The sequence below is a fragment of the Ruegeria sp. BC8 genome (assembly GCF_056535705.1).
In genome coordinates this window covers 1,111,987-1,128,115 of sequence record NZ_JBQFIV010000001.1, presented here as the reverse complement: position 1 = coordinate 1,128,115, position 16,129 = coordinate 1,111,987, and the positions used below count along the sequence as shown (strand labels likewise).

16 protein-coding genes and 2 tRNA genes are annotated in these 16,129 nt (G+C 61.5%); 15 read left to right on the top strand and 3 right to left on the bottom strand.

The window, feature by feature from the left end; translation table 11 throughout:
* Positions 1-2 precede the first annotated feature (2 nt).
* Positions 3-473, bottom strand: coding sequence for a hypothetical protein (locus ACR3EK_RS05775; RefSeq protein ID WP_170339740.1), 471 nt, complete (start codon positions 471-473; stop codon positions 3-5).
* Positions 474-631: 158 nt separating this feature from the next.
* Here ACR3EK_RS05775 and ACR3EK_RS05770 point away from each other — a divergent pair, with 158 nt between their 5' ends.
* On the top strand, positions 632-1,543 hold the full coding sequence (locus ACR3EK_RS05770; protein ID WP_480632903.1) for a pirin family protein: 912 nt from the start codon (positions 632-634) through the stop codon (positions 1,541-1,543).
* A gap of 31 nt (positions 1,544-1,574) precedes the next feature.
* Here ACR3EK_RS05770 and ACR3EK_RS05765 read toward each other — a convergent pair whose 3' ends face one another.
* Entirely contained in the window at positions 1,575-2,162 is a 588-nt protein-coding gene (locus ACR3EK_RS05765) for a TetR/AcrR family transcriptional regulator (RefSeq protein WP_170339745.1), read from the bottom strand.
* Positions 2,163-2,262: 100 nt separating this feature from the next.
* On the opposite strand from ACR3EK_RS05765, the gene ACR3EK_RS05760 reads away from it, so the two are divergent.
* From ACR3EK_RS05760 to ACR3EK_RS05695, 14 genes are all read left to right on the top strand, one after another.
* On the top strand, positions 2,263-2,511 hold the full coding sequence (locus ACR3EK_RS05760; protein ID WP_170339166.1) for a hypothetical protein: 249 nt from the start codon (positions 2,263-2,265) through the stop codon (positions 2,509-2,511).
* 132 nt (positions 2,512-2,643) lie between these two features.
* Complete coding sequence (locus tag ACR3EK_RS05755) at positions 2,644-3,930, top strand: homoserine dehydrogenase (RefSeq protein WP_170371483.1); 1,287 nt, start codon at positions 2,644-2,646, stop codon at positions 3,928-3,930.
* A 72-nt stretch (positions 3,931-4,002) separates the two neighbouring features.
* Positions 4,003-4,986 (top strand): class II fructose-bisphosphatase, encoded by a 984-nt coding sequence (glpX, locus tag ACR3EK_RS05750; protein ID WP_170366893.1) that lies wholly within the window; start codon positions 4,003-4,005, stop codon positions 4,984-4,986.
* A 68-nt stretch (positions 4,987-5,054) separates the two neighbouring features.
* Entirely contained in the window at positions 5,055-6,797 is a 1,743-nt protein-coding gene (gene recJ / locus ACR3EK_RS05745) for a single-stranded-DNA-specific exonuclease RecJ (protein ID WP_480632902.1), read from the top strand.
* Between the two features lie 109 nt (positions 6,798-6,906).
* Positions 6,907-6,981, top strand: a tRNA-Glu gene (locus tag ACR3EK_RS05740).
* 24 nt (positions 6,982-7,005) lie between these two features.
* Positions 7,006-7,080 (top strand) — tRNA-Glu (locus ACR3EK_RS05735).
* Between the two features lie 319 nt (positions 7,081-7,399).
* Positions 7,400-9,139 (top strand): ABC transporter substrate-binding protein, encoded by a 1,740-nt coding sequence (locus ACR3EK_RS05730; RefSeq protein ID WP_170339174.1) that lies wholly within the window; start codon positions 7,400-7,402, stop codon positions 9,137-9,139.
* Positions 9,140-9,232: 93 nt separating this feature from the next.
* On the top strand, positions 9,233-10,282 hold the full coding sequence (locus tag ACR3EK_RS05725; protein ID WP_170357492.1) for an ABC transporter ATP-binding protein: 1,050 nt from the start codon (positions 9,233-9,235) through the stop codon (positions 10,280-10,282).
* A 1-nt stretch (position 10,283) separates the two neighbouring features.
* Positions 10,284-11,360: an ABC transporter ATP-binding protein gene (locus tag ACR3EK_RS05720; protein ID WP_480632901.1), complete on the top strand. Its 1,077-nt coding sequence runs from the start codon at positions 10,284-10,286 to the stop codon at positions 11,358-11,360.
* Positions 11,357-12,220 carry a carbohydrate ABC transporter permease gene (locus ACR3EK_RS05715; RefSeq protein WP_005983941.1) on the top strand — a complete coding sequence of 288 codons (864 nt, stop codon included), beginning with the start codon at positions 11,357-11,359 and terminating at the stop codon, positions 12,218-12,220. Before ACR3EK_RS05720 ends, ACR3EK_RS05715 begins: the two co-directional genes overlap by 4 nt.
* On the top strand, positions 12,217-13,014 hold the full coding sequence (locus tag ACR3EK_RS05710; protein ID WP_170339760.1) for a carbohydrate ABC transporter permease: 798 nt from the start codon (positions 12,217-12,219) through the stop codon (positions 13,012-13,014). The genes ACR3EK_RS05715 and ACR3EK_RS05710 overlap by 4 nt, the downstream gene beginning before the upstream one ends.
* A 146-nt stretch (positions 13,015-13,160) precedes the next feature.
* Positions 13,161-13,430, top strand: a complete 270-nt coding sequence (locus ACR3EK_RS05705) for a DUF2160 domain-containing protein (protein ID WP_370797609.1) — start codon at positions 13,161-13,163, stop codon at positions 13,428-13,430.
* Positions 13,431-13,498: 68 nt separating this feature from the next.
* Positions 13,499-13,894 carry a BlaI/MecI/CopY family transcriptional regulator gene (locus ACR3EK_RS05700; RefSeq protein ID WP_170339764.1) on the top strand — a complete coding sequence of 132 codons (396 nt, stop codon included), beginning with the start codon at positions 13,499-13,501 and terminating at the stop codon, positions 13,892-13,894.
* A complete protein-coding gene (locus tag ACR3EK_RS05695) occupies positions 13,881-14,978 on the top strand; it encodes a M56 family metallopeptidase (RefSeq protein ID WP_170598168.1) in 1,098 nt (365 codons plus the stop codon). The genes ACR3EK_RS05700 and ACR3EK_RS05695 overlap by 14 nt, the downstream gene beginning before the upstream one ends.
* On the opposite strand, the gene ACR3EK_RS05690 is transcribed toward ACR3EK_RS05695, so the two are convergent.
* Positions 14,966-16,126, bottom strand: a complete 1,161-nt coding sequence (locus tag ACR3EK_RS05690; RefSeq protein ID WP_480632900.1) for an NnrS family protein — start codon at positions 16,124-16,126, stop codon at positions 14,966-14,968. The two genes, ACR3EK_RS05695 and ACR3EK_RS05690, sit on opposite strands and share 13 nt — an antisense overlap.
* Between the last annotated feature and the right edge of the window lie 3 nt (positions 16,127-16,129).

Here is a 16,129-nt window from a genome sequence, read left to right as displayed (position 1 = left end):
AGCTATTCTGCCTCGGCCAGCATCGCGGAAAGCATTTCTGACAGGAACTTGGTCTCAGCGGCGGACGTCATGCCGCCGACGCCAATACGTCGCCCGACGCGCCACCAAAGGCCCGGGGCCCAAGCCCTGCCCCGTTTGCTACGGGTCGTCAGCAGAAAGCCGTTTGACGGCTTGAAGGCGAATACACCCCGATCCACCCCTTCGATTTCACCAACCTCGGCAATCAGCTTGCCGCTGCCTGTCCGCAATTCCGTGCGCGTCAGCTCGATCCGGTCCGCAGTCGCATGCCAGACGCGATGCGCAAGCCAAAGCGCGCCGCCTCCGACCACGAACAGGAACAGCTGCCATTCCGGCGCTGGCGGTGCGGCCAAGGCGACATAAGTCACGAACGCGCCCACGGTGACGAGCATTCCCACCCCCATCCACCGCCGTGCCGATGAAGCCTGAATCGTTGCCAGTACGTCTTCTTGCATTTCCAACTCCGCCTTTGCCTGCCCCCCATACCCGCTTTCAGCGTCAAGCAACAGGCCAAGACTCACCCGGCGCAATTTTGCACAGAGGCAGTGCTTTCTCGCGAATTGACCGTACTTCAGCGAAAATTAGATAACGGGTCCAGAGACAGGAGATCCAAATGTCGCTCAGACCAACACTCGAAACCCGCAAGGCCGTTCCGACGATGGAAGGCGCTGGTGTAAAGCTTCACCGCGCTTTTGGATTTCAGGATCCGTCCGAACTGGATCCTTTCCTTTTGTTTGATGACTTCCGCAACGAGCACCCGCAGGACTACCAGGCCGGCTTTCCCTGGCACCCCCACCGCGGCATTGAAACCATCACATACGTGCTGTCGGGAACCGTCGATCACAGCGACTCGCTGGGCAACAGCGGCCAACTGGGTGCCGGAGACGTCCAGTGGATGACGGCGGGGTCCGGAATTCTGCATCAGGAAATGCCCAAGGGAAATGCATCCGGGCAGATGCATGGGTTTCAGCTGTGGGGCAACTTGCCCTCGGCTCAAAAGATGACGGCTCCTCGGTACCAGGACGTTCAGGGCAAGGACATTCCTGAAGTGATCGATGATGATGGCACCACGGTGCGGGTCATCGTCGGCAAGTTCTGGGGTAAGACCGGGCCGGTGGACGGTATCGCCGCGGACCCGCAATACTTGGACTTATCGATTCCTGCAGGGGTGAAAAAGACATTCAAGATAGATACTTATCGCCGTGCTTTCGCCTATGTTTTCGATGGGCAGGCCGCTTTCGCCGACGCCTCGCAGCCGACCGGCGTTCTGCTTGAGAAGGAAGTCGCCGGGCAAGAGCTGAACATTCGCGACATGTCGGGCAACCGGACGCTGGTGCGGTTTGGCACCGGAGACGAAATAACCGTTCAGGCCGGGCCTGAAGGCGTGCGATTCCTGTTGATCTCGGGTGCGCCGATCAATGAACCGGTAGCATGGCATGGCCCGATCGTGATGAACACGCGTGCCGAACTCGAGCAGGCGTTTCGGGAGTTGCGCAACGGTACTTTCATCAAGCCGGCGCACTGACTCCAGACAACCGGTAACGTGGCGCGGCCAATCAGGCCGCGACCGCCTTGCGTACCATATCCCAATAAATCTGCTCGACCTCGTCCAGCGAAAGCCGTCCACCGGCCCTGTACCACGTCATGACACCATTCAGCATGGCAATCACCGCTAGCGTCGCGATCTTCGCATCCTGAACAGAGAATAGACCGTCCTTCTGGCCGGCCAGCAGGATGCTCTGTAACGCATCCTCATACCGTCGGCGCAGCTTTTCGATTTCGGCGAAGTTTTCAGGCGTCAGATTTCGCAGCTCCATGTAGGCGATGAACACTTCGTCGGGTCGCTGCATGTGAAACCGGATGTGGAAACCCACGAATTGCCGCAAGGCACCCAATGCATCCGCCTGTGGTTCCAACGCTTCATAGGCCGCCAGCAGCTCTTGCATGTGGTCCTGCATCAGGCGGAACAGAAGGCTTTGCTTGTCCGGAGTGTAATTGTAGAGCGCGCCGGCCTGCACTCCGACCTCCCCCGCGATTTGACGCATGGAAACAGCGGCATAGCCATGCCGTGCAAACAATCCCAGGGCGGCCTCGCGAATGCGGGGCCCGGTGATATCGGAATGAGAGCCTTGAGTACGTGCCATGGATCCATCGTATATGAACGTACGTTCATATAGAACCCCGCTTGAACCGTTCATGCAAAAAGTGCATCACGTTCAGGTTCCTCACTGTTCGGGTCGCGAAATGAAAGCTGTTTCCGTCATCCTGCCGCTGCTCCTGTTGGCCGCGTGCGCAGATATTCCCGAGTTGGAGGGAAGCGAAGCGGCCTCGGTAAAGGCCGCGCCCTACCCCAAGCTGATCCCGTTGACCCAGGTCAACGTGCCGCCCGTCGACCCGGTGAACGAGGCAGCCGCCGTGGAAGAAGAATTGGAACAACGGGCCGAGCGGCTGTCGCAAAAGGCACAGGCACTCCAGAACGCCGAGACCCAGTAAGCCCCGTACGCTCGCCCACTGCGCAACAACTCTGTCCCTGACGGATTGCACCGCCGCGTTGAACCAGCTATGGCAGCCGACAAAGGACCTTGCGTCCAACAGGCAGACTTCGAGCGGAAAGGAACCCACGGAATGACACAGGCGCTACGGCTTGGAATTGCTGGCTTGGGAACCGTGGGTGTGGGCGTCGTCAAGATCGTGCGCCGTCATGCCGAATTGCTCCAAGCACGCACTGGTCGTCCGATCGAGATCGTTGCCGTTTCGGCGCGCGACGCCGCCAAAGATCGCGGGGTGAACCTGTCCGGCTTCGCGTGGGAAACCGACCCTGTGGCCTTGGCCAAGCGCGACGACATCGATGTGTTCGTCGAGCTGATGGGGGGTGAAAATGGCCCGGCAAAGGCCTCGGTCGAGGCGGCATTGGCCAGCGGCAAGGATGTGGTCACCGCAAACAAGGCGCTGCTGGCCATTCACGGCCAGGCATTGGCGGAACAGGCCGAGGCCGCAGGCCGTGTGATCCGGTTCGAGGCCGCCGTGGCCGGAGGAATTCCGGTCATAAAATCCCTTACCGAAGGGTTGGCCGGGAATGACATCAAGCGCGTCATGGGCGTGATGAATGGCACCTGCAACTATATCCTGACCCGAATGCAGTCGCAGGGTCTGGGCTACAACGCCCTGTTCGAGGAGTGCGCTCAGTTGGGGTATCTCGAAGCGGATCCCAACCTTGACGTTGGCGGCATCGACGCGGCGCACAAGTTGGCGCTGTTGGCCTCTATCGCGTTTGGAACAAAGCCGAATTTCGACGGGATCGAGATCGAGGGCATTCAGCATATCAGCCTGGATGACATCCATCAGGCCGACGATATGGGCTACCGCATCAAGCTGTTGGGCGTTGCGCAGCGCACGCCGCGCGGGCTTGAACAACGGATGCAACCCTGCCTGGTACCCAGTGACTCGCCTTTGGGGCAGCTGGAAGGCGGCACCAACATGGTGGTCATTGAGGGCGACGCCGTCGAACAGATCGTTTTGCGCGGACCCGGCGCTGGCGAAGGCCCGACGGCCAGTGCGGTGATGGGGGATGTTTGCGACCTGGCTCGGGGCCTGCGGATTTCCACCTTTGGTCAACCCGCCACGTCGCTGGTCGACTCCAAGCCCGCAATCACCGGCCTGCCTGCCCCTTATTATCTGCGCCTTGCATTGCTGGACAAACCAGGTGCGCTGGCCAAGGTGGCCGCGATTCTGGGCAATGCCGGCGTTTCAATCGACCGGATGCGCCAATACGCACATGCCGAGGACACGGCACCGGTACTGATCGTTACACACAAGACCACACGCGCCACGCTGGACGTTGCGTTGGAGGACTTGCGCACCACGGATGTGGTTGCGGGCGAACCGGTAGCTCTGCGTATCGAGCAGGTTTGAACCCTTGCGGCCTGCGCCACGAGCAGGCTATGCCAGTCAGGACGTCTTCGCTTTACCAAAGGATTACATCGCATGAGCGCTGCCAAAATCGATTTCAACGACCGCCTTCTGTCCCTTGGACTTGCGCGCGTGGCTGAGCAGGCCGCTCTGGCCTCGGCCTCGCTGGTCGGACGCGGAGACGAGAAAGCCGCCGACCAGGCCGCGGTCAACGCGATGCGTGAACAGCTGAACCTGCTGGATATCGCTGGCGTGGTAGTCATCGGTGAAGGCGAACGCGACGAAGCGCCGATGCTGTATATCGGCGAAGAGGTCGGCACCGGCAACGGCCCGGGCGTGGACATCGCTCTGGACCCGCTCGAGGGTACGACGCTGACCGCAAAAGATATGCCCAACGCCTTGACCGTCATCGCGATGGGTCCGCGCGGTTCGATGCTGCACGCGCCGGACGTCTACATGGACAAGCTGGCGATCGGGCCGGGCTTCCCCGATAACGTGGTGACACTGGACATGTCCCCGCGGGAAAGGGTTGAGGCGCTGGCCAAAGCCAAAGGATGCACCCCCGAGGACATTACCGTTTGCATACTGGAACGTCCGCGCCATGAGGCGATGATAGCCGAGGTGCGCGAAACCGGCGCTGCGATCCGCCTGATCACCGACGGGGACGTTGCTGGCGTCATGCACTGTGCCGAGTCCGAGACGACCGGCATCGACATGTACATGGGCCAGGGTGGCGCGCCCGAAGGCGTTCTGGCGGCCGCCGCGCTGAAATGCATGGGTGGCCAGATCTTTGGACGCCTGATGTTCCGCAATGATGACGAACGCGGTCGGGCGGCCAAAGCCGGTATTGCCGATCTGGATCGTGTCTATGCCCGCGACGAGATGGTCACCGCAGATGTGATCTTTGCGGCGACCGGTGTCACCGGCGGGTCGCTGCTGCCGCGGATCAAGCGGGAACCGGGTTGGGTCGAGACGACGACCCTGCTGATGCGCTCGAAAACCGGATCGGTGCGGCGCATGTCCTACCGCACCCCCATTTGGCCGCATGTCGAAGGCTGAGCGGCCCGCAGACACAACCATTCAAGGGCCGGGTCCGACAGGATTCGGCCCTTTTCAGGAGAAGTGGATTGAGCTTTCTGGGTGTTGAACAGTCTTTGACGGGCCGCCGGTGGATTGGTCCATCGCCTGAATTGGACCGGGCCGCCGAGATGCTGGCCCAGCAGACCGACCTGCCCCGCCCCCTGTGCCAGGTGCTGGCACGGCGAGGTGTCCCGCCGATGGAGGCCGAGAGCTTTCTGTCTCCAAAACTGCGCGACCTTCTTCCCGATCCTCGCAGCCTGCGCGACATGGAGATCGCCGCAACGCGGTTCCTGAAAGCGGTACGGGACAACCAGCGCATCGCCGTTTTCGCCGACTATGATGTCGACGGCGGCAGCTCGGCAGCCCTGTTGCTGGTTTGGCTCAGGCAGATGGGGCGTCAGGCGACCTTATATGTGCCCGATCGTATCGACGAGGGCTATGGCCCCAACGCCCCCGCCATGAGCCAGCTTGCTGAAACGCATGATCTGATCATCTGCGTTGACTGCGGCACGCTAAGCCACGAAGCAATTGCCGCAGCCAAGGGGGCCGATGTGATCGTTCTCGATCACCACCTGGGCGCCGAAACGCTGCCGGATTGCGTGGCCGTGGTGAACCCCAACCGCCAGGATGAAAGCGGTGACCTGGCCCATCTGTGTGCTGCAACCGTTGTCTTTCTGATGTTGGTCGAGGCCGGGCGCCAACTGCGCGAGGCCAACGCCCAAGGCCCGGACCTGATGGCGATGCTGGATTTGGTCGCGCTGGCGACCGTGGCAGACGTGGCACCTCTGATCGGGGTCAACAGGGCGCTGGTTCAGCAGGGTTTGAAAGTGATGGGGCAGCGGCAACGCCCCGGACTGGTTGCGCTGTCCGAAGTGGCGCGCATGGATTCGGCGCCCAACAGTTACCACCTGGGTTTTCTGCTTGGGCCGCGCATCAATGCCGGCGGCCGGGTCGGGCAGGCAGACCTCGGCGCGCGGCTGCTCAGCACCGACTCGGTGACCGAGGCCGAGGCCTTGTCCCGGCGCCTTGATAACCTGAATACCGAAAGGCGCGACATCGAGAATGCGGTCCGCGCCGCAGCGCTGGCGCAGGCCGAAGAACGTGGATTGGATGCGCCGCTGGTGTGGGCTGCAGGTGACGGCTGGCATCCCGGCGTCGTTGGGATCGTGGCGGCTCGCCTGAAAGAGGCGTCGAATCGTCCCGCCGTCGTGATTGGTTTCGACGGTGACGAAGGCAAAGGCTCGGGCCGTTCGGTCTCGGGTGTCGATCTTGGCGCATCAATCCACCGGTTGGCCGCCGAGGGTTTGTTGGTCAAGGGCGGCGGTCACAAGATGGCCGCAGGTCTGACCGTGATGCGCGACCAGCTGGAACCGGCGATGGAGAGACTCTCGGAGTTGCTGGCAAAACAGGGGGCGGGCCAAGCCGGTCCTGCCGACCTCAAGCTGGACGGTGCGCTGATGCCCGGGGCGGCCTCGGTTGATCTGATCGAAAAGATCGAGCAGGCCGGCCCATTTGGCGCCGGGGCCCCTGCCCCTCGATTTGCAATGCCCGACCTGCAGGTCCGCTTTGCCAAGCGGGTCGGAGAAACCCATCTGAAGCTGTCGCTGTCGGACGGAATGGGTGGTGGGCTGGACGCGATTGCATTTGGTGCCTTTGACGGACCGATGGGCGAAAGGCTGTCAAATCACGGTGGCGCGCGGTTCCATTTTGCCGGTCGGCTCGAGGTCAATACATGGGGTGGCAGGCAAAGCGTGCAGTTGCGCCTGGAAGACGCGGCCGAAGCAAATTGACCGCTGACGCCACTGCCTTTTTTGACCCGCAAAAAAGTTTCCTGGCCGTGCGTTTTTCGTCTTGCGGGTGGGGGGCGTAATCCGTAAAAGGCCCTCCACAAGCCAGCGTGGCCCGTTCGTCTATCGGTTAGGACGCCAGGTTTTCAACCTGGAAAGAGGGGTTCGATTCCCCTACGGGCTGCCACTTGTGCTTGGGCAATGCTGACGTGGCCCGTTCGTCTATCGGTTAGGACGCCAGGTTTTCAACCTGGAAAGAGGGGTTCGATTCCCCTACGGGCTGCCATTTTCGCCCCCGAGAAACGCAAATCGCGCGCTACCACTGCGGCGACTTTCTGCATCCAGATTTGCAGCTCGACCAAGCGGTGACGCCAAAAAATCCATAACGAAGCGTCATTGGTATGCTCTTTTCGCCTAGCCGATGACGCCACGTCGGGTGGGATAAAAACCATATATTTTCAATTCTATAGTCGTTGAATTCGTTGGGTCGAACAGGCCAATTTCGCCATTTACTAATTTTTTAGTTTGACAGACTCGCGAAAAATCGCTGATGCTGTTCGTCATCCGGTTCGCGCCGGAGAACCATAAATTTTGGGAGGAGAAAGATGCGGAAACATCTTTTGTCCGCAGTGGCGGCGGCTGCCGTCATTGCGGGGCACGGTCCTGTTTGGGCCGACGAAGCCGCAGCACAGCGCTGGGTCGACGATGAATTCCAACCATCCACCTTGTCGAAAGACGAGCAGATGGCGGAAATGCAGTGGTTCATCAAGGCTGCCGAACCGTATGCCGGGATGGAGATCAACGTTCTGTCCGAAGGTATCCCGACCCACTCGTATGAATCCGAAGTTCTGACGAAGGCGTTCGAGGAAATCACCGGCATCAAGGTCAACCACCAGATCCTTGGTGAAGGTGAGGTCGTTCAGGCCGTTCAGACGCAGATGCAGACCGGACGGAACCTGTATGACGGCTATGTCAACGACAGTGACTTGATCGGTACGCACTCGCGCCTGCAACTGGCCTATCCCCTGTCGGATATGATGGCGGGTGATTGGGCGGCGACAACCTCGCCGACGCTGGACCTGGATGACTTCATGGGTATCCAGTTCACCACCGGTCCCGACGGCAAGCTGTACCAGCTGCCCGACCAGCAATTCGCCAACCTGTACTGGTTCCGCAAGGACTGGTTCGATGACGAAGCCAACAAGGCCGCATTCAAGGAAAAATACGGCTATGATCTGGGCGTTCCGGTCAACTGGTCTGCCTACGAGGATATCGCTGAATTCTTCACCAATGACGTGAAGGAAGTCGACGGTGTCGCGATCTATGGCCACATGGACTACGGCAAGCGCGCGCCTGACCTTGGCTGGCGGATGACCGACGCCTGGCTGTCGATGGCCGGTGCCGGCGACAAGGGCGAACCGAACGGTGTACCCGTTGACGAATGGGGCATCCGCATGGAAGCGGGCACCTGTAACCCGGTCGGCGCCTCGGTGTCGCGGGGCGGTGCCGCAAACGGCCCGGCGGCCGTTTACGCGATCCGCAAATGGGACGAGTGGCTGCGGGCCTATGCGCCTCCGGGTGCGGCGTCCTACGACTTCTACCAGTCGCTGCCCGCTCTGTCGCAAGGCAACGTGGCCCAACAGATTTTCTGGTACACGGCCTTTACCGCCGACATGGTCAAGCCCAAGTCCGAAGGCAACAATACCGTCGATGATGAGGGCAACCCGCTGTGGCGGATGGCGCCCAGCCCGCATGGCCCCTATTGGGAAGAAGGCCAGAAGGTTGGCTATCAGGATGTGGGATCGTGGACTTTCCTGAAGTCCACCCCGTCGGATCGGGCACAGGCCGCGTGGCTGTACGCTCAGTTCGTGACGTCCAAGACTGTCGATGTGAAGAAGTCCCATGTGGGTCTGACCTTCATCCGCGACAGCTCGGTCAACCACGAGTCGTTCACCGAACGCGCACCCAAGCTGGGTGGCCTGGTCGAGTTCTACCGCTCGCCCGACCGTGTGGCGTGGTCGCCGACCGGCATCAACGTTCCCGACTATCCGAAGCTGGCCCAAATCTGGTGGCAGCAGATCGGTGACGTGAACTCGGGCGCCTTCACCCCGCAAGAGGCGATGGACCGTCTGGCTGAAGAGATGGACATCACCATGGCCCGCATGCAGGCCGCGGATGAAAGCGCCGGCGTCTATGGCGGCTGTGGTCCGCGCCTGAACGAACCGCAGGATCCGGCCTTCTGGCTGGAGAAGCCGGGCGCGCCGAAAGCCAAGCTGGAGAACGAGAAGCCGCAAGGCCAGACCGTCAACTACGACGAACTGGTGGCACGCTGGCAGTCCCAGTAAGCCACTACTCCCCGGGGGGCGCCGGTACCGGCGCCCCTTACCAACCAAGACCAAACAGCGTTGCCACGCGCTGCGGGATCGGAACCCACGGACATGATCGAACTACAAAACGCAACCAAGCGGGTCGGCACCGTTACCCATATCAAACCCACGTCCCTGACGCTGCAGACCGGCCATTTCAACGTGCTGCTGGGCGCGACCGGGTCGGGCAAGACCTCTCTGATCAAGATGATGGCCGGCCTGGATCCGATTGCCTCGGGCAAAGTTCTGATGGATGGGCAGGACGTGACCCGGCTGAGCACACAAAAACGCAAGATCAGCCTCGTGCACCAGTTCTTCGTGAACTACCCGCATATGACTGTATTCGACAACATTGCATCGCCCCTGCGCGTTGCCGGAATGGCGCAATCCGAGATCGAAGGCCGCGTGGAAGAGGCCGCCGACCTGCTGCAACTGCGCCCGATGCTGCACCGTCGTCCGCATGAACTGTCAGGCGGCCAACAGCAACGCACCGCACTGGCCCGCGCCATCGCCAAGGACAGCCGCGCCGTGTTCCTGGACGAGCCACTAGCCAACCTGGACTACAAGCTGCGCGAGGAATTGCGCGAGCAGTTGCCCGAGCTGTTCGCCGGGCGCGGCGCCGTGGTGGTCTATGCCACGTCCGAACCCGAAGAGGCGCTGCTGCTGGGCGGCTACACCGCCTTGATGGAAGACGGCCGCGTGACCCAGTTCGGCCCGACGGCGGACATCTATCGCAATCCCGAAAACCTCGCCGCCGCGCGGGTGTTTTCTGACCCGCCCATCAACGTGGCCCGCGTCACGGTCGCCGGTGCCCAAGCGCGCTTGGCCGGTGGAGGCGGATGGACTGTGACCGGGATTGCCGATGGCGAATACATGGTCGCCGTGCGTCCGCACCGTGTTACTCCGCTCAAGGCTTCTGACGACGACGTTGAACTGACCGGTCGCGTGATCGTGACCGAGCTGTCCGGGTCCGACTCCAGCGCGCATTTCCAACATGGCGAGGACGCCTGGGTGTCTCTGGCTGCAGGGGTCCACCCCTATCAAGTGGGCGAGGACCACACATTCTACATGAACCCGGCCCATTGCCGGTATTTCGGCCAAGACGGCAAAAGGGTGGCCTGACATGGCACAGATCAAGCTTGCAAACCTCAAACACAGCTACATGCCATCGCCGCAAGGCCCACAGGATTATGCGCTGAAAGAAATCGACGTGACCTGGCGTGATGGCGGGGCCTATGCTCTGCTTGGGCCGTCGGGCTGCGGCAAGTCCACGCTGCTGAACATCATCTCGGGCCTGCTGACCCCGTCCGAGGGGCAGATCCTGTTCGACGACCGCGACGTAACCGCCCTGCCCCCTGATCAGCGCAACATCGCGCAGGTGTTCCAGTTTCCTGTGATCTACGACACGATGACCGTGGGCGAGAACCTGGCCTTTCCGCTCAAGAACCGCGGCGTCGATCCGGCGACGATCAAGCGCCGCGTCGACGAGATCGCCGAGATGCTGGATGTCATCGACATGCTGAACACCCGCGCGAGCGGCCTCAGCCCCGACAACAAGCAGAAGATCTCGATGGGGCGCGGTCTGGTCCGCGACGACGTGAACGCGGTGATGTTCGACGAGCCGCTGACCGTGATCGACCCGCATCTGAAATGGAAGCTGCGGTCCAAGCTGAAAGAGCTGCACCAGCGCGTCCAGGCGACGATGATCTATGTCACCCACGACCAGACCGAAGCCCTGACCTTCGCCGACGAGGTCGTGGTGATGCAGGAAGGCGAAGTGGTCCAGATCGGCACCCCGGTCGAGCTGTTCGAGCGCCCGCAGCACACATTCGTGGGCCATTTCATCGGCTCGCCCGGCATGAACGTTCTGCCCTGCGAGGCCCGCGGCGACCGCGCCCTGTTCGAAGGGCATGAGGTGGTGTTGGAAGGTCCGGTCAGCGGCAGCGGCGGCCGCACCGATCTGGGCATCCGGCCCGAATATGTGGGCTTTGGCCCCGAGGGCATTCCGGCCCATGTCACCAAGGTGGCCGATATCGGCCGGCATTTTGTGGTCAGTGCCATGGTCGGCAACACCGCGTTGAAGGCGGTGACCGAACACGCGCCCCCCGAGCCCGGATCGCAAGTCTTTCTGAAATTCAAACCTGAACAGACGCGCGTGTATCGCGACGGCTGGATCGCAACCGAGGAGCGCGCCCGATGAGAACGGAAAACCAGAAAGCGTGGTTCTTTGTCCTGCCGGTGCTGGCGCTGGTGGCGTTCAACGCGCTGGTGCCGATGATGACGGTGGTCAACTACTCGGTGCAGGAAACCTTTGGCAACAACCAGTTCTTCTGGGAAGGACTGGGTTGGTTCGAACAGATCCTGCGGTCTGACCGGTTCCAGGCGGCGCTGGGGCGGCAGTTCCTGTTCACCGCGCTGATCCTGATGATCGAGGTGCCGCTGGGCATCATCGTGGCCCTGTCGATGCCGCGCAAGGGCTTTTGGGTGCCGGTCTGCCTGGTCCTGATGGCCCTGCCGATGCTGATCCCGTGGAACGTGGTCGGCTCGATGTGGAACATCTTCACCCTGCCCAAGATCGGCCTGCTGGGGTATTTCCTGAACGACGTGCTGGGCATCAACTATGACATGACCCAACAGCCGCTGTCGGCCTGGATCACCATCGTGGTGATGGATGTCTGGCACTGGACCTCGTTGGTGGTGCTGCTGTGCTATGCGGGCCTGGTGTCGATCCCCGACGCCTATTACCAGGCGGCCAAGATCGACGGGGCAAGCCCCTGGTCGGTGTTCCGCTATATCCAACTGCCCAAGATGAAGACGGTTCTGACCATCGCGGTGCTGCTGCGATTCATGGACAGTTTCAACATCTACACCGAACCCTTCGTTCTGACCGGGGGCGGCCCCGGCAACTCGACCACCCTGCTGTCGATCGACCTGGTGAAGATCGCGCTGGGACAGTTCGACCTTGGCCCCGCGGCCGCGATGAGCCTGATCTATTTCGCCATCACGCTGCTGGTTTCCTGGGTCTTCTACACCCTCATGACAAAGGATGACGCGCAATGAAGAAGCGGTCTCTCATCCCGATCCTGTATATCGCGTTCCTGATGCTGCCGATCTATTGGCTGGTGGCGATGTCCTTCAAGACAACGAACGAGATCCTTTCAGGCTTTTCCCTTTTTCCCCAGACCTTTACGCTGGAGAATTACATCACCATCTTCACCGATCCGACGTGGTATTGGGGCTATATCAACTCGATCACCTACGTGACGATCAACACGGTGCTTTCGGTCTGCGTAGCCTTGCCTGCGGCCTACGCGTTCTCGCGCTATCGGTTCCTGGGCGACAAGCAGCTGTTCTTCTGGCTGCTGACCAACCGCATGGCCCCGGCGGCCGTGTTCGCCCTGCCCTTCTTCCAGCTGTATTCGTCGATCCATCTGTTCGACACCTACCTGGCGGTGGCACTGGCGCACACGCTGTTCAACGTGCCGCTGGCGGTATGGATCTTGGAAGGTTTCATGCGCGGCATTCCGAAAGAGCTGGATGAAACCGCCTATGTCGACGGCTATTCCTTCCCCCGGTTCTTCGTCACGATCTTCCTGCCCAACATCAAGGCGGGCGTTGGCGTGGCGGCGTTCTTCTGCTTCATGTTCTCGTGGGTGGAAATGCTGCTGGCCAAGACCCTGACGGCGGTCGAGGCCAAACCCATCGCCGCCGTGATGACCCGCACCGCGTCCAGCGCCGGCTACGAGCTGGGCCTGCTGGCCGCCGCCGGCACCCTGACCATCATCCCCGGCGCCATCGTCATCTGGTTTGTCCGCAACTACATCGCGCGCGGCTTCGCGATGGGACGTGTATGAGGTTCGACATGCGCAAACTCCTTCTCTCCCTCTCCCTGCTCGCCCCGTCCTCGGCGCTGGCGCAAGCCAAGGCCGGCTGGGGCAATGTCGGTCAGGAAGAACCCAAGGGCTTTTCATGGACCGACCCGTTGTGGCCCGATTTCTGGATGGCCTGGACCCCGGCAACGCTGGCGGTTTTCGTGGGCATCTTCTCGGCCATCGCCCTGATCGGCGTGCTCGAGGTGGTCAAGTTCCGCGACGGGATCGAACGCCGGGGCGTGCTGGGCCTGACCACCACGTTGGGCGACCGGCTGTTCATCACCCTGCTGGGTTCGGCCTACATCTTTCTGGCGTGGCTGGGGCTGGTCGGCCAACCGGTCTGGACCCCGCTTTTCCTGTCGATCGGCTGGGGCATTTTCGTTTTCTGGAAAGTTTAGGCTTTGCGTAACCGCGAAAGGATGCTTGTCTGGCAAGCATAACAGGCAAAATGGTGACACCGAGACCGATGCGAAAGAGAAAGACAGGAAATCTGCTGACCGAGGTTGAACTGGAGTTCATGAACGAGCTCTGGGCACTTGGCGAAGGCTCGGTGCGCGACGTGCTGGACCGGCTGCCGCCCGAGCGGAACCTAGCCTACACCTCGGGCGCGACGATCCTGCGTATCCTGGATGAAAAGGGATTTGTCCAAAGCCGCAAGAATGGCAAAACCCTGATCTACCGTCCGCTGCTTGAGAAGGACACCTATCAGGCGCGGTCGCTGCAGAACCTGTCCCGCACGTTGTTCGATGACACCCCGGCCTCGCTGGTGGCACGACTTGTCGACGACGCCGGCCTGACCGAAGCTGATCTGGAGGAAATTCGAGCACTGGTAGAGAGGAGACTGCAAAATGACAGCGGTTAAACCGGTTCTCGATGTATTTCTCGACCTGAACGTGGTGCTGGTTCTTTCAGCACTCATCTGGCTGTGCGCCCGCATGGCCGTGGCCCGAACGCGTCTGCGGCACGACTACATGACACAGCTGCGCGTGCTGAAGGTTCTTTGCGTCTGCGTCATGCTCAGCCCTGTTCTGGCCCTTGGGGTCACGGCAGCCGCCGGTTTTTTCTGGCCGGGTCAGGCCGTTTCCATCGGTGATATTGCGGTAGCGGCGTATTTGCGCGGTGAAATCGCGATGCCGGCTACACAATTCGAAGCTCTGCTGAACACGCGCGAACGTTGGGTCGACACGGTTCTGTCCGGACAAAGCGCCCTTGTGACGGCCGTGCTGGTGCTGCTGGCCCTGGCCGCCCTCCGGATGCTGGTCCGCACCGTCCGGGATGCGCTGGCGATCCGCGATACGGTGGTTTCCAGCTTCCTGTGGCGGCGTTCGGCCAACGTGGACATCCGCTTGTCCGATCGGATCACGGTTCCATTTGCCGTGCGCGGGGCGCGTCGTCGCCACGTTGTTCTGCCCAGCCATCTACTGGACACCCCCCGTGAACTGCGATTTGCCCTGGCGCATGAATTGCAGCACGTTCGCGCCCGGGATGTCGAATGGGAGATTGCGTTTGAGGCCGTGCGACCGCTGCTGTTCTGGAACCCTGCCTACTGGGTGTTGAAATACCAGTTCAGCCGATTGCGCGAACTGGCCTGCGACCAGTCCGTCGTCACCCGGCGCGGGATCGACGCGCGCGACTATACCGATTGCCTGCTGAACTATTGCGCCCGCACCGTCGCACAAGGCCGGCCACGGGTTTTGAACGTGGCGCTGGTCTCTGGTGGCAAGGCCAAACGGGTTCTGAAACAGCGCGTGATCGCGCTGGCCGATGCGCCCTCGTTCTCGGCACCGTTGCCGGCAATGTTCCTGGGTTCAGCCCTGTTGTTCGCTGTTCTCCTGGCCTTGGGTGCAGCCACGATCCGCCAGACTCAGGACTGGAGCCATGACCGGCTGATGCTGTCGACCGTCGTGAACCTTGAACGGCTCGAGGCACGCAATCAGGGCAACTGATCGGCGACGCCCGGATCTATCCTGTTGCTGGCCCGACCGCTGAACACGGGTCGCTCGAGCGGGCGGCCCAACGCTTGGACGTGCCGCCAGAGGAACACGGCCCAACATGCTCCCCAAGCCAGGGCCGCGGGCGCGTCTGCAGAGGACGTCCGCAAAACCGCGGCAAGGCACAGCAAAGCGTATCCAATACCATCGATCGCGCTGGGGCGCAGCCGGCCGCAACGGCGCGCGACCGCACGGGCAGCTACGGCATAGATCGCGCAGCTGACCGCTCCGACGGTCAGAACGTGCAACGCATCATGCGCCGCCAGCAAGTCTGGGAAGTACAGCGAAGCCGCCAACAGGGACAGACCAGCGGGCAACCACGCAAAGGCAATATGAAGCATCGCCAGCAATCCATCCTGAAGAACTGCCGTTGAATGCCAGAGCCACAGACGCCCACCTTCGCACCCGGCGCAGATCACAAGAAGGACGCCGATAAGCGGACCATCGGCGACGGAAACAAGTCCGAAAAGCACCGCAGTCAAAGCCAGAGCTGCCGCCGAAGCGTCCCCCAATGCCCTCGCGCACCGAAACTTTTGCGCGGCGGTTGGGCTTTGGTGCGTCCAATTCCATGTGAAAGCAGCGATCATGCGCCCACCGACAACCGACACTAAAAGTGCCACAAGCAAAACTGAGGAGAAGGACGGCGCAGACCCAGTTAGAAAGGCAATCTGGCAGATGAACAACAAAAGGGCGAAAAGCGCCTGCAGACCTCCGGCAACCGCGCGCGCGCGCAGTGCAGCCCAAGCGAGACGACCGGCGAGAAAGAGCAAGAACGCCGTGCCCATTGGGACGATGAACATGGGTTCGCCCCCAAGCGCACCGATGGCGGCAAACCGGGACATCGCCCAAATCGCAAACAGCAACAATGTGCCGGTTGGCGAGACAGAATCGCCCCCCGACCAGCTGCGCATCGCCGTCAGCGAATAGCCCGCAAATGCCGCGCCGACGAAGCCGAACAACATCTCATGCGCATGCCAGGCGTACAGCCCCGGCAACGGCGACCAATGGGTGATGAAATCCTGCCCCAGAAACAGGCCGCTCACCCCCAGAAGGGCAGCTGCCCCCGCCGCAGGAAACATGATCCGATGAGGCGAGGACAGCATGGT